Source organism: Flavobacterium piscis (assembly GCF_001686925.1).
Taxonomy (GTDB): Bacteria; Bacteroidota; Bacteroidia; order Flavobacteriales; family Flavobacteriaceae; genus Flavobacterium; species Flavobacterium piscis.
The window spans coordinates 37,949-59,416 of record NZ_LVEN01000023.1; the positions used below are offsets into that span (position 1 = coordinate 37,949).

At 32.5% G+C, this 21,468-nt stretch carries 21 protein-coding genes; 7 read left to right on the plus strand and 14 right to left on the minus strand.

The window, feature by feature from the left end:
- Position 1: 1 nt before the first annotated feature.
- Together FLP_RS10490 and FLP_RS10495 are read right to left on the minus strand one after the other, a co-directional pair.
- The gene (locus FLP_RS10490; protein ID WP_065449473.1) at positions 2–370 is read right to left on the minus strand and encodes a BlaI/MecI/CopY family transcriptional regulator; all 369 of its coding nucleotides are present in this window, start codon (positions 368–370) and stop codon (positions 2–4) included.
- Positions 371–718: 348 nt separating this feature from the next.
- The gene (locus FLP_RS10495) at positions 719–1,936 is read right to left on the minus strand and encodes an MDR family MFS transporter (protein ID WP_065449474.1); all 1,218 of its coding nucleotides are present in this window, start codon (positions 1,934–1,936) and stop codon (positions 719–721) included.
- Between the two features lie 97 nt (positions 1,937–2,033).
- Between FLP_RS10495 and FLP_RS10500 the strand changes: the two genes are divergently transcribed.
- The 7 genes from FLP_RS10500 (at position 2,034) to FLP_RS10530 (ending at position 7,014) form a co-directional block, all read left to right on the plus strand.
- Positions 2,034–2,633, plus strand: a complete 600-nt coding sequence (locus tag FLP_RS10500) for a DUF1684 domain-containing protein (RefSeq protein WP_065449475.1) — start codon at positions 2,034–2,036, stop codon at positions 2,631–2,633.
- Positions 2,633–3,304, plus strand: a complete 672-nt coding sequence (locus tag FLP_RS10505) for a TatD family hydrolase (protein ID WP_065449476.1) — start codon at positions 2,633–2,635, stop codon at positions 3,302–3,304. Before FLP_RS10500 ends, FLP_RS10505 begins: the two co-directional genes overlap by 1 nt.
- A gap of 24 nt (positions 3,305–3,328) precedes the next feature.
- Entirely contained in the window at positions 3,329–4,045 is a 717-nt protein-coding gene (locus tag FLP_RS10510; protein WP_065449477.1) for a tRNA threonylcarbamoyladenosine dehydratase, read from the plus strand.
- Positions 4,046–4,162: 117 nt separating this feature from the next.
- The gene (locus tag FLP_RS10515) at positions 4,163–4,825 is read left to right on the plus strand and encodes an HAD family hydrolase (RefSeq protein ID WP_065449478.1); all 663 of its coding nucleotides are present in this window, start codon (positions 4,163–4,165) and stop codon (positions 4,823–4,825) included.
- A 70-nt stretch (positions 4,826–4,895) separates the two neighbouring features.
- Positions 4,896–5,738, plus strand: coding sequence for a DUF2911 domain-containing protein (locus FLP_RS10520; RefSeq protein ID WP_065449479.1), 843 nt, complete (start codon positions 4,896–4,898; stop codon positions 5,736–5,738).
- Between the two features lie 334 nt (positions 5,739–6,072).
- Complete coding sequence (locus FLP_RS10525; protein WP_065449480.1) at positions 6,073–6,597, plus strand: TetR/AcrR family transcriptional regulator; 525 nt, start codon at positions 6,073–6,075, stop codon at positions 6,595–6,597.
- Positions 6,598–6,600: 3 nt separating this feature from the next.
- Positions 6,601–7,014, plus strand: a complete 414-nt coding sequence (locus FLP_RS10530; RefSeq protein ID WP_065449481.1) for a nuclear transport factor 2 family protein — start codon at positions 6,601–6,603, stop codon at positions 7,012–7,014.
- Positions 7,015–7,020: 6 nt separating this feature from the next.
- Here the strand turns inward: FLP_RS10530 and FLP_RS10535 are convergent, their stop codons facing one another.
- From FLP_RS10535 to FLP_RS10590, 12 genes are all read right to left on the minus strand, one after another.
- On the minus strand, positions 7,021–7,650 hold the full coding sequence (locus FLP_RS10535) for an MCP four helix bundle domain-containing protein (RefSeq protein ID WP_065449482.1): 630 nt from the start codon (positions 7,648–7,650) through the stop codon (positions 7,021–7,023).
- 37 nt (positions 7,651–7,687) lie between these two features.
- Positions 7,688–8,296, minus strand: coding sequence for a hypothetical protein (locus FLP_RS10540; RefSeq protein WP_065449483.1), 609 nt, complete (start codon positions 8,294–8,296; stop codon positions 7,688–7,690).
- Positions 8,297–8,377: 81 nt separating this feature from the next.
- A complete protein-coding gene (locus tag FLP_RS10545) occupies positions 8,378–8,860 on the minus strand; it encodes a hypothetical protein (RefSeq protein WP_065449484.1) in 483 nt (160 codons plus the stop codon).
- Between the two features lie 18 nt (positions 8,861–8,878).
- Positions 8,879–9,565 carry an SH3 domain-containing protein gene (locus FLP_RS10550; protein WP_123921666.1) on the minus strand — a complete coding sequence of 229 codons (687 nt, stop codon included), beginning with the start codon at positions 9,563–9,565 and terminating at the stop codon, positions 8,879–8,881.
- Positions 9,566–9,624: 59 nt separating this feature from the next.
- Complete coding sequence (locus FLP_RS10555; RefSeq protein WP_065449486.1) at positions 9,625–9,936, minus strand: hypothetical protein; 312 nt, start codon at positions 9,934–9,936, stop codon at positions 9,625–9,627.
- An 80-nt stretch (positions 9,937–10,016) separates the two neighbouring features.
- Positions 10,017–10,811, minus strand: a complete 795-nt coding sequence (locus FLP_RS10560) for a hypothetical protein (protein WP_065449487.1) — start codon at positions 10,809–10,811, stop codon at positions 10,017–10,019.
- Positions 10,812–10,824: 13 nt separating this feature from the next.
- Positions 10,825–12,561, minus strand: a complete 1,737-nt coding sequence (locus FLP_RS10565; protein ID WP_065449488.1) for a sodium:solute symporter family protein — start codon at positions 12,559–12,561, stop codon at positions 10,825–10,827.
- 122 nt (positions 12,562–12,683) lie between these two features.
- A complete protein-coding gene (locus tag FLP_RS10570; RefSeq protein WP_065449489.1) occupies positions 12,684–15,215 on the minus strand; it encodes a PIG-L family deacetylase in 2,532 nt (843 codons plus the stop codon).
- A 204-nt stretch (positions 15,216–15,419) separates the two neighbouring features.
- Positions 15,420–17,051: an LVIVD repeat-containing protein gene (locus tag FLP_RS10575; protein ID WP_065449490.1), complete on the minus strand. Its 1,632-nt coding sequence runs from the start codon at positions 17,049–17,051 to the stop codon at positions 15,420–15,422.
- 211 nt (positions 17,052–17,262) lie between these two features.
- Positions 17,263–17,790: a hypothetical protein gene (locus FLP_RS10580; protein WP_065449491.1), complete on the minus strand. Its 528-nt coding sequence runs from the start codon at positions 17,788–17,790 to the stop codon at positions 17,263–17,265.
- A gap of 197 nt (positions 17,791–17,987) precedes the next feature.
- On the minus strand, positions 17,988–19,823 hold the full coding sequence (locus tag FLP_RS10585) for a hypothetical protein (protein ID WP_065449492.1): 1,836 nt from the start codon (positions 19,821–19,823) through the stop codon (positions 17,988–17,990).
- A gap of 88 nt (positions 19,824–19,911) precedes the next feature.
- Positions 19,912–21,012, minus strand: coding sequence for an AI-2E family transporter (locus FLP_RS10590; protein WP_065449493.1), 1,101 nt, complete (start codon positions 21,010–21,012; stop codon positions 19,912–19,914).
- Positions 21,013–21,468 lie beyond the last annotated feature (456 nt).

Genomic DNA, 21,468 nt, shown 5'->3' on the forward strand with positions numbered 1-21,468 from the left:
ACTATTTTTCTTCTTTTGGAGTTTCAATCATAGCTAAGATTTCACGTAATTCTGCTGCCGAAATTTTTTCTTCTTTGGCAAAAAATGAAACCATATTTTTATACGAACTATTAAAATAGTTGTCGATTGCAGTCTTCATATATTTTTTGCTATACGCTTCTAAAGTAACGATTGGATAATATTGATGTGTATTTCCAAAAGCATTATGACCTACAAAACCTTTCTCTTCAAGATTACGCACAATTGTCGATAGCGTATTGTAATGTGGTTGATCCTCAGTAATCTCTGCCTGTATTTCTTTTACGAATGCTTTTTTAAGTTTCCATAAAATTTGCATGATTTCCTCTTCCTTGTTGGTTAACTTTTGCATGTTTTTTAATTTTAATTCAAACCTACAACTATTTTTTTAGTTACACAACTATAAAAATAGTTATTTAACTAAAATTTACGTTTGAACAGATTTTGAACATGAAAACAGGCTATTTCTTAAGGTGAAAAATAAAGAGAGATTTAACCGCAAAGTGCGCAAAGTTTTTATATGTACGATTTTATATAAACGTAAAGTTCGCAAAGCTTATGTTGAAATAGCTTTGCGAACTTTTTTTTAAACAAACTCAGGATCTTAAACTTAGCGAACTTTGTGTAGATCCTTGCTCCCGATAGCTATCGGGATTGCGGTAAAATTTGCCAGATAAATGTAAACCAGTAAAATAGAATCTTAAGAAACCTTTTCTCTTAGCAAAGCCTTCCTAATCCATAAGCAACAAAGCGTTGCAATAACTCCAATAGAAGCCATAAACAGCCAGTTGATTTGGTAACCTAATCTCGAAATAATTTCAAAACCAACTTTAGAGCTAATAATATGAGCCAAACTAAAACTCATGGTATATAATGCCATATAGCGGCCTTCCTGACCACGGGGAGCGCGGCTTAAAGCGAAAGCATTCGAAAACGGAAAGGTCAAAATTTCCCCAATCGAAATGCAGATCATGCTAATTACAAGCATTCCAGCCCAAACATTAATTAATAATAAAAAGAAACTTGATGCCATTATGAACGATCCCAGAATAATAATCCTGATTTTTGCAAATCCTTTTCTCTCCATAAAACCAACAGTTGGCATTTCCAGAGCAAAGATTAAAAGCCCGTTTAATGTCATTAATAATCCGGTTTGAAATTCGCTTAAACCAAATTTTTCATTATGATATAAAGGTAAAGTGGTAAAAAGCTGAAAGAAAATCATAGCCGTTACAAAACTTACAAATAAGAAAACCCAAAAGATTTTATCATGAAAAACAGACTTTATCTCTGCTGCACTCTCCGTCTTATCTTCATGAACCACTTTTTTCTTTTCCTTAACCAATAAAGCAAAAATCGAAATCGAAATAATACAAGATGCACCATCAATCCAGAATAAACCGGAATATCCAATTCCCATAATAATCAAACCTCCTAAAGCAGGACCGGCAGCAAAACCTAAATTTACTGCTAAACGAACTAAAGTCAAGGCTCTTGTTCTGTTTTCTGGTTTGGCATAAGCGCCCAACGAAACAAACATGGCCGGACGAAACATATCTGCAATAGTCATTAAAACAAACATTGCGATGCACAATGCCCAAAATGTGGTAATATATTGTATAAAGAAAAGGGAAACACCGCTGGTAAACAAACTAAAAATCATGATTTTGTAAAAACCAATTTTATCAGATAATTTTCCTCCCAGCCAGGAACCTAGCATCGATCCTAAACCAAAAGCCACCATAATCCAGCCGACTTGATTATAAGTAAACTGAAGATCTTCCTTTAAATATTTTGATAAAAAAGGAAGCACCATTGTTCCGGCACGATTTATAAAAGTGACAATTGTAAGTATCCAAATTTCTCTTGAAAATCCTTTAAAGTTATTGATGTAGTGGTTAAAAGCGGTCTTGAGCATTATAAATAAGTTATTTGCAACAAAGTTACAAAACTTTGTAGGGATCAGCGGTTGCTGCTTTGTTACTTTTAAACTATTTTTGCTCAAAATTTAAAAGATGAAAAACGGTATTGCTTTTTTAATATTACTGATTGTAAATTTCTGTTTTGGCCAAAATAAATTTGATCAAAAAGAAGCTGAAAAATTTCAGAAGACGATTAATGCCGAATATGCTGATCCTAAAACAAGTCCGTTGATGGAAGAAGATTTAAAAACGTTTAAGACTTTAGATTTTTATCCTGTAAACAGCAACTATTTTGTGAATGCAAAATTTGAAAAAGCACAAAACGAAAAAGTTTTCGAAATGAAAACTACAGGGACAAGAACCCCGAAATATATTAAATACGGAACTTTATATTTTACGATAGACGGAGTTGCACTTAAACTTAATGTATACAGAAATATAGAACTTTCAAAAACGGCAGCATATAAAGATCATTTATTTTTGCCTTTTTCAGATTTAACATCAGGAAAAGGAAGTTATATAGGAGGAAGGTATATCGACTTGAAAATTCCGAAAGGAAATACAATTGCAGTCGATTTTAATCAGGCATACAATCCTTATTGCGCGTATAATCACAAATATTCTTGTCCGCTTGTTCCTTTGGAAAATGATTTGAATGTGGAAATAAAAGCCGGAGTTAAAACATTTCATTAATGGAATTCTTTAATTTTCATACTCATCAATTTACGAATCAATCCAATGTATTGGAGATGGTCAATCAATATCCAAATGAGTTTGATGAATCGATTCCGTTTTATTCTATCGGGATTCATCCATGGTATATTAAAGAAGATCGAATTGATGAAGATTTACGCATTATTGAAGAAAAATTACAGACTCAAAATTGTCTGGCGATTGGAGAATGTGGTTTAGACAAACGAATTGAAGTTCCGTTTGAGCAGCAAATTTTGGTTTTCGAAAAACAATTGGCTTTGTCCGAAAAATATAAAAAACCGGTTGTGATACATTGCGTAGCCGCTTTTCAGGAAGTAATTGCGATTAAAAAGAAAATGAAAATATCGGTTCCGATGATTATTCATGGTTTTTCGAAAAATAGTCAAATCGCCAGTCAGCTGATTACGGCAGGATTTTATCTTTCATTTGGAAAATATTTACTGAGAAATCCAGATTTAAAATCTGTTTTTGAAAATATTCCGAACGATCGTTTCTTTTTGGAAACCGATACAATCGAAGAAGGAATTCAACAGGTTTACGCTATAGCAGCAGAATATAAAAATATAACAATCACAGAATTGCAAAAGGTTATCTCAAGCAATTTTAATAATGTTTTTCAGGACAACAACCTGAAACTTGAAACAATTTAAACTAAAAAAACAATAATTTAGGATATGGCAGAGTGGACAGAAAGAGCCGAGCTTTTATTTACAAAAGAGGGATTACAAAATTTACAAAACGCCAATGTTTTGGTGGTGGGTTTAGGAGGAGTTGGATCATTTGCAGCTGAATTTTTGGCAAGAGCAGGAGTAGGGAATATGACAATTGTAGACGGGGATGTAGTAGATATTACAAACATCAACAGACAATTGCCTGCTTTACATTCTACTGTTGGACAACCTAAAATTACAATCGTAGGAGATCGTTTGATGGATATTAATCCTGAATTGAAACTTACGCGTATACAGGAATTTTTATCCCCTGAAAGAGCTTTTGAGATCGTTTCTCCAGAGTTTGATTATGTTTTGGATTGTATCGACAGCATTACGCCAAAATTGAACCTGATTATTGCAGCGAAACGAAAGAGAGTAAAAATCATAAGCAGTATGGGCGCAGGCGGGAAAATGCTGGCCTCCAAAGTAAAAGTGACTGATATTTCAAAAACCATCAACTGCTACTTTTCTAAAACCATTAGAAGACGTCTTAAAGCAGAGAAAATAAATAAACTAAAAGTAGTTTTCTCCTCTGAAATTCAAGATGAAAAAAGCTTAAAATTAACCGACGGAAAAAATTTCAAGAAATCTTTTTACGGAACCAATAGTTATATGCCAGGTTTATTTGGTCTATACGTTGCCGAAACTGTGATTAGATATTTGCTTAAAAAAGAGTAACGAAGATACTAAGAGACTAAGGTTCTAAGTTGCTAAGTTTTAAAATCAAAAAAAACTTAGAGCCTAAGTATCTCAGAACCTTAGTACCTTAAAAAAAAACTTAGTAACTTTAAAAGAATGATAAAAACAGTAATTTTCGATATGGATGGTGTAATTGTAGACACTGAACCCGTTCATCGTTATGCCTACTACAAGCAATTTTCAGAATTGGATATTACAGTAACCGAAGAAATGTATACTTCGTTTACCGGATTTTCGACCCGAAATACGTTTCAAACCTTAAAAGGATTTTTTCCTGCAATTGAGCACGAAGTAGAAGATTTAATACAAAGAAAAAGAAGTATTTTTAATGATGCTTTCGATACCAAAGAAGATTTGTATCTTTTAGAAGGAGTCGAAGATCTTATTAAAGATTTATATGCCAACGGAATACAGTTGATTCTGGCTTCATCGGCTTCAAAAGTTACGATTGATCGTGTTTTTACAAGATTCAATCTGCACCCATATTTTACGGATATAGTTAGTGGAGAAGATTTTCCACAATCAAAACCCAATCCGGCTATCTTTATTCATGCGGCTTCGTTGTCGAAAGCCCCAAAAGAAGAGTGTATTATTATCGAAGATAGTACAAATGGTGTTAAAGCAGCAAAAGCGGCCGGAATTTATTGTGTAGGATACAACAGCCATCACTCTAAATTACAGGATTTATCGACAGCGGATATTATTATCAACCATTTTGAGGAACTAAACGCTCAAAAAATATCACAGTTAAAGGGTTGAATTATAGAAAATTTAACATTTGTTCGGTAATTGAATTTGTAAATTTGAACAAAACAAATAAACTCTAAAAATGAAAAAACTACTTATTGCATTGGCCATCGTTTTGGCTCCTTTTGCTACCGAGGCGCAAATAAAAACTCCACAAGCGAGTCCTAAAGGATATATCAAACAAACGGTTGGATTAACTGATGTTGAAGTTACTTATTCAAGACCGGGCGCCAGAGGCAGAGCGGTTTTTGGAAATTTAGTTCCATTTGGTAAATTATGGAGAACTGGTGCCAACGAAAATACCATCATTAATTTTGGAGACGATGTAGTAATTGATGGTAAAACATTAAAAAAAGGAAAATATGCAATTTATACAATTCCTAAAATCGAAAGCTGGGAAGTAATTTTTTACCTTTCTACAGATAACTGGGGATTGCCAGAAAACTGGAATGATGCTTATGTGGCGCTAAGAACTACTGTAAAAGAAGATGCCTTACCAACTCCGCTTGAGACTTTTACGATTGGTATTAATGGTCTTGATCCTAATTTTGGATATCTTGATATGGCTTGGGAAAACTCTCATGTAGCTTTAAAATTCGAAGTTCCTACAGCTAAAATTGCTACCGCAAGTATCGAAAAAGCTTTGGGCGGACCAAGTGCAAATGATTATTTTGCTGCTGCAACTTATTTGTTCCAATCAAACGGAAACATCGAAACAGCCAGAACTTATATAGATAAATCATTAGATATGAGTAATGAAAAGCCATATTTTATCTTAAGATTAAAAGCACAAATCCAGGCAAAACAAGGAGACAAAAAAGGAGCGGTAGAAACTGCTAAAGCTTCTCTTGCTGCTGCTGAGGCTGCTAACAATCAGGATTACGTAAAATTAAATAAAGATAGTATCACAGAGTGGAGCAGATAGTGCTTTAAATTCCAAGATCTTAAAAATTCCAAATTCCGAAGCTTTATAAGTTTTAGAATTTGGATTTTTTTTTGAGTTTAATTATTGCAGATCTTTAAACTTTGACAAAGATGAAAACGCACCATGCTCCGCAAATAAACCCCAATTTTGTCAATTTCGACGAAGGAGAAATTCTCGCAAGAAACTCTACAAAGATTGGTGATTTAGTAAGCAGAAATTCTTCTTCGTAAAGAAGGCTAATTGTATTAATAAATAGAAATAATAATTATACAGACAGACTTGTCTGTATGTAAAAATAATTATCTACATTTGTCTCAGTTAAAAAGATCATCAAATGTTACCTAAAGAACGAATTTTAGATACAGTTTCAATTTTATTCCATAAAAATGGATACAATGCCACGGGTATCAATCAGATTATTGAAGAAGCAAAAGTGGCGAAAGCAAGTTTTTACCAGCATTTTAAATCAAAAGAAGATTTATGTGTGGCTTTTTTGAATGAAAGACATTCTTTTTGGTTCAATGCCTTAGAAAACTTCACTTTAGCCGAAAAAGATTCAAGATCAAAAGTTTTGGCCTCCTTCGACTTTTTAATTGATATGAATCAGAAAGAGCATTTTAGAGGTTGTAGTTTTCTAAACATTCTTTCAGAAATCCCATCAGACAATGTAAAGATTCTAAGTATAATTCAAAGCCATAAATTCGATCTACGAAACTATTTTAAAAATATTATAAATGACGAGATTCTCGCAGATCATATTTATTTGCTTTTTGAAAGCTGTATTATCGAAAGTCAGTTATTCAAATCCAATCAATTGATCGAACAATCAAAAAAAATTATTCAAAACTTAATTGCATAAAAAATGGAACAAAAACTACCGTTGCCTCCTTTCACATATGAAACAGCAATACAAAAAATTCAGTTGGCCGAAGATGCCTGGAACAGTCAGGATCCTGAAAGAGTTTCAAAAGCCTACACGTTAGACAGCGAATGGAGAAACAGAGACCAGTTTGTAAACGGAAGAGAAGAGATAATACGTTTTCTAACTCAAAAATGGCAAAAAGAAAAAAACTACAAACTTAAAAAAGAGTATTGGGCACATACCGAAAACCGAATAGCCGTTCGATTTGAATATGAATATCAAAATCTTCAGGGAGATTGGTTTAGGGCTTATGGAAATGAGAATTGGGAATTTGATGCAAATGGCCTTATGCAAAAAAGATACGCTAGTATAAACGATCTGGCCATTAGCGAAGAAGATAGAAAACTGAAATAAAATCAGCTAGTTCATACTGGGCGGTTCAGGAATTTTGATGCTTCTTTTGATTTTCTTTACAATTAAAAGATAAAAAGTGATGCCGCCCAAAATGATAAGCAAGGAAATCTGCAGTTGACCAAGGCTATTGTTTTTACTGTACATAGCATTAGCACTCGCCAATTTAGCTTTTCCTTCCTGAATCTGGATGTTGGATAGTGATTCTAAAGTCAGTAATGCATCTTGGCTCAGACTGGCAATTTTACTCCAATTTTTGCTTGCAACCTGTTTGTTTATTTCTTTGCATGAAATTAAAAAGGTATCAAAATACTGTTTTTCCTTATTCGTTAAAACAGTTTTAGCATACAAATCATCAATATTATGAATCACGTTTAAAGTATGAATGATCTCATCTTTTTTAGTAGTATCACTTAAATCAAGTTTTTCAGCCTCGGCTTTTATAAAATGAAGTTCTTTAGAATATTGAAAAATATAGTGCGCCACCACCAAGCGATCCTTATAAATCGCATTAATATTTTCGTTTACATTTTTTGAATTTTGAAGTGTATTAAAATTCCCCAGCAAAATAATCAGCATCACAATAAGTAAAATAAAAGCAGCTTTTGTTTTATTGCTATATTTTTTTAAATCCTTCATAATGACGCGTATTAAATTGATTTATAAACAAAACTTCTTATTGAGCGATGAATCCAAATTTCAAATCCTTCTCTATGTTTTTTATGGCGGCAATGGGTGCAATCTTAATAATTTTACTTCTTTCCTGAATATAAAAACAGTAAATACTATTGGAGTTTATAAGATAAATTTGCTCTGATTCGCCACTGTTATAATTCAGCTTATAATTATATTTTGCTGTACCATTTTTAATCTTTTCCATAGCAAAATAGCCATTACCAATGCCCGTTCCAATGAAAAATGATAATAATATCATGGCAAATGTTTTAAAAGAAACAAAAATGTAGTAATTTTTAGCTGCCTCTTCAGATAATCCCTCTGTAGATTTTAACTCGAGCATTTTTTGGAACGTTTTTTTGTCCTTATGCTTTTGCAATATTTTAGGCAAATAATAATGAAAAACAAAAAGTAACACTATAAATACTAGTGTCAATGGGTTCGAAGTAAACTCTGCAATTGGACTAATTAATATATCCATAATAGTAGAGTATTTCAAAATATTAATTCCGAATTGATAATAAAAAAGACTCTCTTTTAATATTCCTAATATTACCAGGTAAAGATAGCCTAGGGGAAGTAGTTTTTGTATTTCCTCTGAATATTTCATTTATATAGTTTTGTTTTGGCGAATACTAAAATAGTACTTTTTTATTACAAATATTCAATAGATGAATTACAAAGAAAATTATTATTTATTTTGATAAATTAATGTTCTGGTTTGCTTGTTTACAATGTCAGCCGCTTTAGTTAGAAATGCCGGATTTGTGCATTCTCCATAGCTGATATAAACGATGTGATCTTCGTCATCGAGATTTTGGTTTCTCTTTTGTGCTTCGAGAGAGCTTTCCATTCCCATAATTAATATCACTGGAGTTCCTTCGTGATAGAGTTGTGTTGCAATTCCTATTAAGCGATTTTCGCCAATTTGTTGCATTTCTTTATCCTGGTATGCCAAAAGCATCATACAATACGCAAGAGAACAGGGTTTCATCTCTTTAAAAGCAGGATACTTTTCTAAAACCTCAGAGCCTTGATTCAAATTCTCAAAACACTTTGTGTAAAGCTGAGCAGAAATTGAATGATCTTCAGTTTCTATACTCTCTTCAACGTTTTGACTTTTAGCATTCAAACTTAAAAGTAGCAATATGAGAGATAGAATTTTTTGAACCATAGTTTTTAAAAGTTAATTTTAAAAAGGAGTAGCTTCAACTCTTGTTTTATACTTATTGCCTTCTATAATCCATAATATTATATATCCTCCGGCGCCATCACTATTTAATGCCTGAATGTATAAAATATTATTTACTTCATCGTAATTCGCTTCTGATAACTCCAGATTGGGCTCAAATAAGTTTTTTAATGCACTTGCAGGGATTTCTATTTTTTCGTTTTTTATTTGTACCTCAATAGATTTATATTCTCTTTTAGGGATGCCGCCATCAGTTCCAAATATATCCAGATTATCAATTTTAATAATAATATCTGAATTTTGATCAAGGAACTTAAATTTATGATTTGCTTTAATAAATTTGGTTTCGGTAAATTCAATTTTAATATTTTTATCTGCCAGAATTGCTTTTCCGTTGCTATTGGATTTTAAAGGAATCTTTTTAAAATTGCTTATCTCTCTTATCTTATCCTTGTAAATATAGCCATGTAAATCTTTTCCATTTTTTTGATAATCTACATTTGCCCAATTTCCCTGAGGCTCGTAATAATAGACCACAAAACCATTATCAAGTTTATCTGTAATATTATTGGCTATTTTGGCTGAACTGCGAACATTTACATATCCGTCTTTATCATTCACTATTGCAAATTGAGAGAAGCAAAAGTTGCAATTTAATATTAAAAATAAGTAGAAAGCTTTTTTCATTTTTTAGATCTATATTGAATTCATCAGGTAATATTTATAATGCAAAATATTATATTTTACTACTTATTCTGATTTCTTTTCCGAATTAAAAAAAGGATCAAGGTAAAAATTAAAGCAACCAGAAAAACATAAAACCTAAGATTGGTGCTTGTTGTTCCACCTTCATTATCCCAAGGCGAACCTAGTATAATTGTAGTTAGAATTGCTTCAACAAAACCAATAAATATTCTGTCAAAAATTCCGCTTATTCCTTCTCCACAATCTTTACAAATAGAGAATCCATAAATAAATCCGGTTACTGGAAACGAAAGCAAAACACTTATAATGGCAGAAGTAAATAAATTTCTTTTATCTGTTATCTTCTTTTCCATGAATTGAATTTTGCTTTAATTTTATTGAAATAAACTTTTTTTGCAGACTGAATTTTCATCAGTAATTTTAATAACGATAATTATTTGCTTTTATCTAATAATTTCGAACTTACAGATTCTTTTAAGATTAATTCAATTTGTTCTTGTACTTCAGGATATTCATTTGTTTTTTTTAGTGCTACTATTATTGGTTTTATTTCATTATTATATAGCTCCCTGGTCAAATTATCACACTTTGAATCTCCGTTTCTTAGATATTGAAATACATTTCTTAATCTATTTTCATTATTCGATTGTAAGGCTTCCTTAATTGCAGCAATTTTGTTCCATCTTTTTTGATTTTTTTTCCACCATTTTTCTGCTTTTTTCGAAAGTACTTTTCTGATTTCTGCTTTTTTCTGAACAGATGTTTTCCTTTTCCAGTCTAACTCGTAAGTTCCTTTTTTGAGATAACTTTTATAATAATTTTCCTTAACCAATTTCATTAGAGTTTCATTATTAACTTCTAAACTTTGATAACCAAAATCCTGAAATGTCAAATCCTCAAGTAACCAACCGGAACGTACAGATATCCAATCGATATCATAAGGAATGTAATATCCATGACCATAGTAAACAGTGGTTCCAGGATAAATTAGATCGAAAGTATTAGTCAATTTTATAAAATCTTCATTCTTTAAAAGATTAATTAATTCAGGAATAATTGATTTTTGATAGTTTTCAAGTTCTTGTTTTGCCGGGTATACTTTTTCGTAAAAAGATTCTTTTTTAAAATTAACAAATAGACTATCAATTTTTACTTCATGCAAATTTTGTGCATTTGAACACAAAAATGAAAATATTAAAAGTAGAATTATTGAAGTTTTGATTTTCATTATTTAATTACAATTACTCCAAAACTACTTTATCAGACTCTTTTTCTCCTCTAAAAAGCGTAATCTGAAGAAACAACGCCAGTATTATCGTCAAAATAGCTCCAATAAAATTCAGCCATAAATATCCCAGTTTTTCCTGACCGCTAGGATGAATGTAAATCATAAAATAATAAATCACAAATATGGTAATTTGGCTGATAACTGCACTAATAAACATGGCTTTAGCTTTTACACGACGCAGATAAAATCCAACTAAAAAGATTCCTAAAACGGTTCCGTAGAAAATAGAACCAATGATATTAACCAACTGAATTAAATTCTCGAACAAAGTTCCCACACAAGCAAAAAGTATGGCAACAACTCCCCAGAATAAAGTGAAAAATTTAGTTGCGTTTAGATAATGTTTCTCAGATTTTACGGTTTTTAAATTTCGTTTATAAATATCAATTGCTGTGGTAGAAGCCAAAGCATTTAATCCCGAAGCCGTTGAAGACATTGCAGCCGAAAGAATTACGGCCAATAACAAACCAATAAGTCCTTTAGGTAAATAATTGAGGATAAAGTGGAAAAACACATAATCTTTATCATTGGTTTCGCTGGCTGGATCTGCTCTTGAAATAATTTCTTTGGCACGATCGCGTAAATCCTTTTCTTTGTTTGATAAAGTCACCAATTCTTTTCTTAAAATCGGATTATCAAAATCCTGATTTAACTGATCGATGTATAATAAATTAATTACTTTTTTGTCTTCAGAAAGTGTGCTTAATTTTTTCTCTAAAGCATGATATTCTTCTTTATAAGCCGATTTTTCAATGACAATTTTATTATTCGGATTAAAATTTAACGGAACTGGATTGAATTGAAAAAAGACAAAAACCATAACTCCGGTGAGCAGAATAAAAAATTGCATGGGCACTTTTAAAAGCCCGTTCATGATCAATCCCATTTGGCTTTCACGAACTGATTTTCCGGATAAATAACGTCCAACCTGAGACTGATCAGTTCCAAAATAGGCGAGGGCCAGAAAAAAACCACCAGTAATTCCGCTCCAGAAAGTATATTTTTCTTCAGGGTTAAAAGAGAAATCAACAATATTCATTTTATCATTGGCACCCGCAATATGCAGTGCGCTTGTAAAAGTCATATCGTTTGGCAGGTAATGTAAAATAAGGAAAAAAGTAATAAACATTCCCGACATAATCACGAACATTTGCTGTTTTTGTGTTACGTTTACCGCTTTTGTTCCGCCTGAAAATGTATAGATAATCACCAGAACACCGATAATGATGTTCATTAAAGTCAAATTCCACCCTAAAAGCGCGGATAAAATAATAGCAGGCGCATAAATTGTCAATCCTGTTCCTAAACCTCTCTGAACCAAGAATAATATAGCAGCAAGTGAACGTGTTTTCAGGTCAAATCTTTTCTCTAAAAATTCATAGGCCGTAAAGACTTTATTTTTATGGTATAACGGAATAAAAGTGACGCAAATGACAATCATGGCAATTGGCAATCCAAAATAGAATTGTACAAAACCCATTCCGTCATGATACGCTTGCCCTGGGGTTGATAAAAAGGTTATCGCGCTGGCTTGTGTCGCCATAACGGATAATCCAACGGTATACCAAGGGGTTTCGTTGTTGCCCAGAATAAAATCCTCGACGTTTTTACTTCCTTTGGTTTTCCAGGAACCGTATCCAACAATAAATAAAAGCGTTACAATAAGTACGATCCAATCAAATAGTTGCATAGGTTATGAGTATAATTGCATGATTAAGAAAAAAATCACAATGTAAATAGCATTGGCTACCAAAACATAGGTGTAGCTTTTTTTCCATTTTTTAGTTTTTTTAGCTTCCATATTTTGAATGTTTATTTTTTTATTTCTTGTTTAGGAGCTTCTACTGGCTCTTTTAGCGAAATCATGTTCGATAACAATCTATACGCACCTGCAACACCTTCCGGTAATTCTCGAAAAAAGCTTAAACCGGTGTAAATATAGTATCCTTTTCCGTAAGGCGCTACGAGTAATGCGCCATTTTTTGGAGATTCACCTTTGTCATGCGACGATATAATAGGAGTAAAGGCAGGATCATACTGATCAGGATAATATAAACCTTGTTCTTGTGTCCAACCTTCAAAATCTTTTGAACTGATTTTGTTTGGTGTATTCAGAATAGGATGATGGGGTGCCAGAAAGGTAACTTTAGCATTTTCTTCGGTCACACGATCATTTGAAATTTTTAGCGGATAAGGTGCAATCTGATCGGTTACGGTTTTACCATACGTATTGTACTGTACGATCATGTTTTTACCGCTTTTTACAAAATTGAAAAGGATATTTTGTTTGTTGGCCAAAGCATTCACAGTGTTATAAGCACGAACGCCGGTAATGACTACATTAAACGAATCCAGCTTTTCCGGAGTGATTTCTTCTGGTTTTATAATCGTTACTTTATATCCCATTTGAGCCAGACTTTCCGGAACTTCGTCACCAGCACCCATAATATAGGCAATAGCATCTCCATTTGTTTTCAAATCAATTCGGATGCATTTCGATTCAGCTGGTTTTAAAACCATTTGTTTGGTAATGTGGCTGAAGTCAATAATGGTCTGGTCTTTATCAAAACGTTTACCGTCAACGATTGCAATGCTTTTTGCAACAGCTTCCTCCGGATTTACCGGTGGCGTTACTTCAAAATAAAAAATCTGTTCGTTTCCTTTTTTCTCTAAAGCAAAAGGAATTTCTTTTGGCGAAACATCCCAGCTTTTAGGCAATTCTAGCTGAAGTTTTCCTTTAATCCCATCTTTTCCTGCACGTACTTTTACAGGAATCATTTTACTTTTTACAGATCCAAAAATTAAAACTCTTTCTAAAACAGAGGTAGTAACTTCCGGAACGACGTCAAGAAAATTATACATTTCGCCTTTTACACCATCGTTGTATTTATACACAACGGTACGCTCAAACGGAATTTCGACACCATTTATTTTAACATTAAAAACAACTTTTACTTGTCTGATAATATCAGGAATACCAATGTTTTCCTGATTAGAAACCGTATACATGCCTACAGTTGCTTTTTCTTTTAACCAATAAGGTTGCGTGTATTCAATATTGTTTGGAACTTGAATTTGCAAATTTATCTTTTGATCGTCATTGTTCTTTAATGGAATATTCTGCGCTGTATTTTTATTATCCGGTAACGAAGTTACGTTAATCAATTGCATGTCAACAGGAGATCTGTTTATAGCTTCAATATTTAATTTAATGGTACTTCCGGGAGTTGCTTCCTGTTCACTGGCAACGGCTTCAAGATATAAACCTGAACAAGATGCAATAATATTTTTTAGGGCTGCAGATTTTAAAGATTTCCAATGGTCATCTTCTAAAGCTTCGATCATTTTGTAAGCCTTAACTAAATCCGGAATACTGGCAGAAGGATTGCTAAAATCATATTTTGCGATAATAGTAGTAATCAAATCACCAACTGGTTTTCCTTTTTTAACACGATTCCATGAAGTATCAATTCCGTCAAATAAATTGTCACGGTCTTTTGGATTATCGCCATTTATCAATTCTAAATATTCAGTTTCCTGACCACGTGCGCCAGTGCTTCCAAAACCTTGCGATTGGTGTCGGCTTCGGCTTAAAGCCGCGATTTCCTGATTCGATTTCCCGATTCCGCTATAGTAAACTCCCGTTTCTAATTTGGTGAATTTTGACTTATTAGCCGCATCAAACTTTTCCTGGCTACCGTAAAACCACCACGATGGATTAAAAAACTGACGTTTTACCTGCCATGGTTTTACATATTTTAATTGTTCAGGATATATTTTTGGATCATTTGTAAGTTTAAAACTTTCAACGCTTAACATGGCTGACGAAGTATGATGCCCATGTGTAGTACCAGGTGAACGGTGATCAAATCGATTGATAATTACATCCGGTTGAAATTTTCTGATGGTCCAGACAACATCAGCAAGTACTTTATCTTTATCCCAGATTTCTAAAGTTTCATCGGGATTTTTTGAATAACCAAAATCATTCGCCCGCGAGAAAAACTGCTCTCCGCCGTCTATTTTTCGGGCTTCGATTAATTCCTGAGTTCTTATAACGCCAAGTAGTTCCCGCAATTGCGGACCAATTAAGTTTTGGCCTCCATCACCACGTGTCAGGGATAAATAGCCTGTTCGTGCATTCATCTCATTTGACATATAAGAAATTAAACGAGTGTTTTCGTCATCAGGATGGGCAGCCAAATACAAAACGGAACCTAAAAAATTCAGTTTTTTAATTTGATTGTAAATTTCTACAGAACTTGGTTTTTGTGGTTGTTGTGCAAAAGAAATGGAAATCCCTGTTAAAAAAATAAGAAGAATTTGGATCTGAATTTTTCGCATAGCGGTAGTTAAATGTTTTGAAAGAGCTTCAAAAATACTAATTATATCTTTGAACAGTATTTAAATGAAATGTTAATGTTTGGTTATTGATTTTCTTTTTTAAGTAAATTAATTCAAAAAAAAAGCTGCTGGACAAAATCCAACAGCTTTTAAAAGAATTAATATATAAACCTATATTCTTATTCTAAAATAATGCAGAAACAATTATTTCAATTTACTTTCTGTGTCTTTATAAGTTCCGGTAATGGTTACATTACTATTTTTTGTTACTTTTCCGTAGATGGTAATAGACGAATCGTTTCCTATAAAATTAATTTTAGCTCCGCTATTTAATCTTAAATCGCCCCAGATTACAACTGTACCTTCAATTTGCAATACTGCATTACTGTTAATGATTAACTCTGTAGGATTTTGTTGTTGGTATTTACCTTGTGCAAAAGTTCCTCTCATATTAAAGGTTCCCCCGCTGTTTAAAGTCAAGCCATTTTGAACAGTGATTGATCCGCAGTGTGTTAATATCGCACCAGAATTTATCATAGCTGAACTAATTGCCGTAGAACCTGAGTATGATTTTAATTCATTCGAATTTAAAATCAAATTCTGACCCTGATTATAGCTGCCGTAGTCTGTACATCCCGCAAAAATAGTATTCGGTTTTTCCATCTTGATGATTTTTAAACCACCTTTTCCGCTTGCAACATAAATAAAATCACCACTTGATTTTACATAGTTTGATGAACCTAAAATATTTACTGTTCCTAATAAATTCAATTGAGAACCTGTTTTGTACACATTTAATCCTGCTGCACCATTGGCAACAAATGCATAACCCTCATTTACAGAAACAGCATTGGTTACGTTATCCTCACCAGCAGTTGCAAGTGCAATAGTTTGTAATTTAGAACCGCTGTTGATATCGTAAACGCCTAAACCATTATATCCTTCAGATACTAAAAGTTTGGTGCCATCAAAATCCATTGTTCTTTTTGCACCGCTAACATCTGTAGCTGTTGTAAAACTTTTTTGTAATGAAAGAGTAGATTCGTTATAAATATTAACTCCCTTAGTACCGCTTAAAGTAACAATTTTGTCTCCACTAATTGCTACAGAACGTAAATCTTCTAACGTTGCTTTTGCTGTTATTGCTTTAGTAGCACTATTTATTTTAAATAAACTTCCCTGATCTCCTGTCGTAGCAAAGTATGAATTTGAATTTGTCGCAACATCAGTAGTTACTTTTCCTTCAAGATCTGTTATGGTGTATTTGTCGGTAAGCAGGCCGGAACTTAATTGCATTGTAATCAAAACTGACGGACTAGTTAATGCAGTATTTTTATCAATATCAGTTGCTGCTCCAATAATCAAATTTCCGTTTGAATAAGTTAGTGAAGTTATATCAGTATTGGCAATCAATGCCGATGTGATTAATTTGGGTTTATAAGGATCTGTAACATCAATAACATCAATAGCTCCTGAATAAACTTCACCACTCATGGTGTAGGCTACATAAGCATAGTTTCCGTTTACCGCTACATGATTGGCTTGCAAAGTTCTTCCGTTACTGTCTGTTGGCGGATTTACTTCTGCAATTTGTACTAATGGTAAACTGTTTGTTGATGATTCAGCACTCTTAGAGAATTTTCCGGCTGAAGAACCTGTAATAGAAAGCACACCTGAATTTGTATAATCCAGTCTTTTACTTAAAGAGGTAATATCATTATTGATTTCGATAGTATTATCTTTTGCCTCATTACCACTGTTTGAGTCATCATTGTTTGTACAGAATGTAAAAAGCGATATTACTAAAAGCGAAAATAAATAAACTCTTTTTTTCATGTTATTCTTTAATTTAATTTTTTGCAAATATAAGCCATAAGAATAGTAAAATAAGGCATTTATTAAGAATGTTTTATTTTAACTCTTTGTTTTTTAGTCTTTTATGTTAAAAGTGCAATAATTGATGCTTCAGTAGTTAATTTTTAAAGAAAAAAAAGAGAGTATCAATAATTTGATACTCTCTTGTGTTGAAAATTAACTCTTTAGATAATTATCTTCTTCCATGGCCACCATGTCCGTGATCATCATCATGTCTATCATGCTTATCATGATGTCTGTCATGCTTATCATGGTTTCTATTATCGTGGCGTCTGTAATCTCTGTGATCATTACGACGATCATTATAACCATAAACTTCTCTTGGTCTGTACGGTCTTTGAGGTGCTCCGTGATATCCTTTATAATATTTCACTCTGTGACGATCAAAGTAAGTATAAGGAGTTCTTCCGTGGTAGTCTGTTAAAACTACTTTATATCCTCCATATAAATCGTAATTTCTATATTGTCTTGGTAAGTAAGTTGTTCTCATCCATCTTCCTCCTCCAAAATAAATAAACTGAGAAGCTCTTACATCATAATATGCTTCAATGTCCGGCAAGTAATAATATTCCATTTCGGCATATCCTGCAGGACCCCAAGCAGGAGGTGATCCTATATTAACATTTATTGATACCTGAGCTTGTGTGGCGCTTGCAACCAAAAGAAATAATCCTGCGATTGCTATTTTTATTGTTTTCATTTTTTTTAGTTTTAATGTTAATGTTATTCCTGTTTAGGGATATTCATATACTGTGCCAAAAATAAAAACAGAATGCACTTCGTCGGATAAAATAAACATTTTAACGAGTAATATTTGCTTGGTTTTCTTGTAACGATTTGATTTTTAAAACGTTTTATAAAGTTTATTTTTTTATAAAAAATAGGTAAAAAATTCAATTATCTGTATTCAACAGCCCTTGGTTTAGCAAGCTCAAAGTTCTGCAAGCCATAATCAGTTGTTTCAAATGTATTTGTTTTAAATACATTGTCTCCCTGAAAAGGAATAGAAGGATAATAAGATATTGAAAGCTGAAAAGAACTAAATACTAAATAGTCATTACTGATTAATAATCCTAAAGTAATTTTTTGATAGGCCTTATTTCTACCCATTGCATCATTCGGACTTCCTAATACAGCAATTGAGTAATTAAAGAATGGATTCATACGAAATCCCCAAAGTGCATGAGGAGAATAGGTTTGGGTCTGAAGTGACAAAACCATTTTATTGCTGCCAAATATAGCACTATTAAAACCCGCTAAGCCATTTTGTTCATTGATATTCAATTGATCGCCAATAATATCTTCACGGTTTACACCTATAACAAACTTAGGATTAACAAATTGTCTTATTTTCCAGTTACCAATTTTATACAGCTTTGTAAAGTAGTTGGTTTCCATCAGGAATGCCGTTTGGTAAGTATTCGATTGATGAAAAAATGTTCCTGCTTCAAAATTCATACTTAAAAAACCCAATCTATAGTAATTTCCAAATGAAAATTGCGCTCCAACATAAGGTCGCCAAAAGGTATTCTTATATTGATATCCAAAAGTAAGACCATAAATTCTGCCAATAGGGACATCTTCAACCTGTCCGTTTCTAAAAAGATACGTTTCTTTTATAAACTTACGTCTGTTAAGTCCAATACCGGCTAAGATGAATTTTTCGTCTGAATAAAAATTGGTTGGGTCATAAAGAGGAGAGGGACTTTCCTTATAATTAATATTAAGGAATCGGCCGGAAGCAACCAAGTTAGTGATTCCATTTTCATCTTCAAATACTTTAGAAGCATGTCCCACCCATAAATCCTGAAAATTGTTTTTAAAAGGCTGAAAGGCATACAAGCTGTCTGGCGCTGGCGCCTGCAAGGAATCTCTTCTAAAAATTTGCCCCACATAAGCACCTCCAGCCCATTTGGTAAGGGGAGAATAAAAGAGACGTTCAATATTGATCGTTTTAGTATAATTGTTATCAAGATCCATATTATAATGCAGTACTGCACCAATGTAGGTATTCTTTATATTTGGTACCGTATATGTGACGTCATTACCGTTGCGTCCATCATCAAAGCGATTTGTAAAACGGTATTCGAGCTGTTGTCCGGATCCAAAAAAATCTTTTTCTTTTACCCCGATAGAAACACGATTACTGGATATTGAAAATTTTGGAATGGTGCTCCAGGAATCCAAAACACGAATTGTAACATCTACAGAATCAGACGCTACACCTGCTACTTTGTTTGTTACTCTTACCGCAGAAACATATCTCTGAGATCGTATTAAACGTTCGGATTCCTGTACTTTGTAAGTGTCGTATGGAGTATTTCTTTTGAATAATAATAAATTGTAAATCGCTATTTTCTTGGTTTTAAGATGCAATCTGTTTCCGGTTCTTTCCCCCCAATTTTTAGGCTTTTGAGCAGTATCGGTAAGAGAATGTCCAAAAGGGTCTAAAGTTTCAATAATGATTTTTCTAATAATTTTGCCATTAAAATTAGTGGTGTCATTTTGTACCAGAATTGGTTCTTTCTTTTTTGTTTTAGCCGACCTGAATAATAATTTATGAAGTGTTTGAGTAAACTTATTTTTTTTAGAATAATTTTTAATTTTAGTATAAACCTCTGTACTGTCCTTTTTTACGTTTGTATCTTTCTTTGATTTATCAACCTGACCATAGGCACTTTGCAAAGAAAAGCACAAGAGAATAAAAAATATTATTTTGGTGTTTATTGACATTAGATAATTTAAACTCGCTTAAAAAGTTATTTTTTTGATATGAATATAGTAAATTAATAAGACTTTTATTGTAAAAACGGAATACTTTTTAGTTTTCTACTTTTACTTTTCGAATTCTCCAGGTAAATTTTCTGGGCATGTGATTACCCATTAAGTAGCCCCAGGGTTCTAGAGAATCGATTCTGTCAAATATAATTTTTAAAATAGCCAAAAGAGGAATTGCTAAGAACATACCAGATATTCCTGCGGCTGCACCACCAACAATTATTCCCATGATAGAAACAAAAGCATTGATTTCTACTTTAGAATTAATTATCAAAGGCACTAACAGATTATTGTCTATCAATTGAACAATTACGTTAACGATTAAAATACCCACTATTATTGAAGTTTCTGCAGATCCTGTTAAAGATGCCAAAACAGTGATAATTCCGGCAATTAAAATTCCTATGTACGGAATAAGATTAAGAATTCCGGTAATCAATCCTAATAATATAAAATATTTAATTCCGATGATCCAAAGTCCTAAAGCTGTTAATACAGATACGACTATCATCTCCAAAATCAGACTAACAATGTAATTATTAATAGAAACTTTAATTTGTGATAAAATATCTTTTAATCTGGCATGATCTTCTTTGTCTACAAGTTTTGCCAAAAACAAAATAAAATGATCTTTATATAATAGAAACAAAAAGGTATAAATAGGGATAATGGTACAGTCTACAAGAAGATCTGTTATAGATACTAATGCAGATCCTATAGTTGCTTTTCCGTTTTGCACAGAATCTTTTGCAACGGTATCAATATATTTTTTTTGCTCGCCAATACTTACATGAAAATTGTCTTTTACAAATTTGTGAATATCGGTTATAAATGCATTCGCATTCTTTTTTATCGTATCAAAATCATTGGCAATATCACTAACCTGGTAAGAGATAAAGATTAAAATACCTACAATAAATGCAGCAAAAATTAAGATACAGCATGCTGCGGCAAGATGCCTGGGGAATTTTAATCGTGTGTGCAAAAAAGTAAAAATGGGTACTAATAATACAGAAAATAGAAAGGCCATTAAGACTGGAGTAATAATGTCTTTTCCGGCACAAAATATAAAAGCAAATGAGATGAAGCTAACTAATATAAAAGCAAGTTTAGCATAAAACGGTAATTTTATGGTGCGAATCATTGTATTTTGGTGATTTAGTAAAAAACTAGAATTTGGTAAAACAAATATTATATTTTAATTCAAAAATATCGTTTTAGCTTTTCTCTAATAGTTTATAAAATTCCCATTATAATTTTAATGGATAAAATTGTGACCTTTTTTTGCAGTGAAATGCATAAAAGTTTTTTTGCCACGAATTGCACGAATTAGCCCAATTTTTTTTTTGAAACTTGAGATGAGATAAGTATCAGGGATAAATGATCTGATTTTTGAAAAATCTACTTTGATCTACTAAAATCGGCGAGAAAGTTTTTTTAACCACAAATTCCACAAATTAGCACAAATTTTTTTTCGACACCTAGTAAAATAAAATGATGCAAGGAATTAGCTTTGTGAACTTCTAAAGAAATTGTTATCTCAAAAACCTTTGTGAACTTTGCGAAAAAACTTTGCGAGCTCCTATGTTTGCATAGTTAG

What these genes read in the sequence shown, in the direction of transcription:
- FLP_RS10535 (WP_065449482.1), bottom strand. Translation starts at nt 7,650, where the DNA reads ATGAAGGATTTAAAAAAATATAGCAATAAAACAAAAGCTGCTTTTATT.
- FLP_RS10540 (WP_065449483.1), bottom strand. Translation starts at nt 8,296, where the DNA reads ATGAAATATTCAGAGGAAATACAAAAACTACTTCCCCTAGGCTATCTT.
- FLP_RS10530 (WP_065449481.1), top strand. Translation starts at nt 6,601, where the DNA reads ATGGAACAAAAACTACCGTTGCCTCCTTTCACATATGAAACAGCAATA.
- FLP_RS10565 (WP_065449488.1), bottom strand. Translation starts at nt 12,561, where the DNA reads ATGCAACTATTTGATTGGATCGTACTTATTGTAACGCTTTTATTTATT.
- FLP_RS10525 (WP_065449480.1), top strand. Translation starts at nt 6,073, where the DNA reads ATGTTACCTAAAGAACGAATTTTAGATACAGTTTCAATTTTATTCCAT.
- FLP_RS10550 (WP_123921666.1), bottom strand. Translation starts at nt 9,565, where the DNA reads ATGAAAAAAGCTTTCTACTTATTTTTAATATTAAATTGCAACTTTTGC.
- FLP_RS10490 (WP_065449473.1), bottom strand. Translation starts at nt 370, where the DNA reads ATGCAAAAGTTAACCAACAAGGAAGAGGAAATCATGCAAATTTTATGG.
- FLP_RS10515 (WP_065449478.1), top strand. Translation starts at nt 4,163, where the DNA reads ATGATAAAAACAGTAATTTTCGATATGGATGGTGTAATTGTAGACACT.
- FLP_RS10495 (WP_065449474.1), bottom strand. Translation starts at nt 1,936, where the DNA reads ATGCTCAAGACCGCTTTTAACCACTACATCAATAACTTTAAAGGATTT.
- FLP_RS10500 (WP_065449475.1), top strand. Translation starts at nt 2,034, where the DNA reads ATGAAAAACGGTATTGCTTTTTTAATATTACTGATTGTAAATTTCTGT.
- FLP_RS10570 (WP_065449489.1), bottom strand. Translation starts at nt 15,215, where the DNA reads ATGCGAAAAATTCAGATCCAAATTCTTCTTATTTTTTTAACAGGGATT.
- FLP_RS10545 (WP_065449484.1), bottom strand. Translation starts at nt 8,860, where the DNA reads ATGGTTCAAAAAATTCTATCTCTCATATTGCTACTTTTAAGTTTGAAT.
- FLP_RS10505 (WP_065449476.1), top strand. Translation starts at nt 2,633, where the DNA reads ATGGAATTCTTTAATTTTCATACTCATCAATTTACGAATCAATCCAAT.
- FLP_RS10560 (WP_065449487.1), bottom strand. Translation starts at nt 10,811, where the DNA reads ATGAAAATCAAAACTTCAATAATTCTACTTTTAATATTTTCATTTTTG.
- FLP_RS10585 (WP_065449492.1), bottom strand. Translation starts at nt 19,823, where the DNA reads ATGTCAATAAACACCAAAATAATATTTTTTATTCTCTTGTGCTTTTCT.
- FLP_RS10590 (WP_065449493.1), bottom strand. Translation starts at nt 21,012, where the DNA reads ATGATTCGCACCATAAAATTACCGTTTTATGCTAAACTTGCTTTTATA.
- FLP_RS10555 (WP_065449486.1), bottom strand. Translation starts at nt 9,936, where the DNA reads ATGGAAAAGAAGATAACAGATAAAAGAAATTTATTTACTTCTGCCATT.
- FLP_RS10510 (WP_065449477.1), top strand. Translation starts at nt 3,329, where the DNA reads ATGGCAGAGTGGACAGAAAGAGCCGAGCTTTTATTTACAAAAGAGGGA.
- FLP_RS10520 (WP_065449479.1), top strand. Translation starts at nt 4,896, where the DNA reads ATGAAAAAACTACTTATTGCATTGGCCATCGTTTTGGCTCCTTTTGCT.
- FLP_RS10575 (WP_065449490.1), bottom strand. Translation starts at nt 17,051, where the DNA reads ATGAAAAAAAGAGTTTATTTATTTTCGCTTTTAGTAATATCGCTTTTT.
- FLP_RS10580 (WP_065449491.1), bottom strand. Translation starts at nt 17,790, where the DNA reads ATGAAAACAATAAAAATAGCAATCGCAGGATTATTTCTTTTGGTTGCA.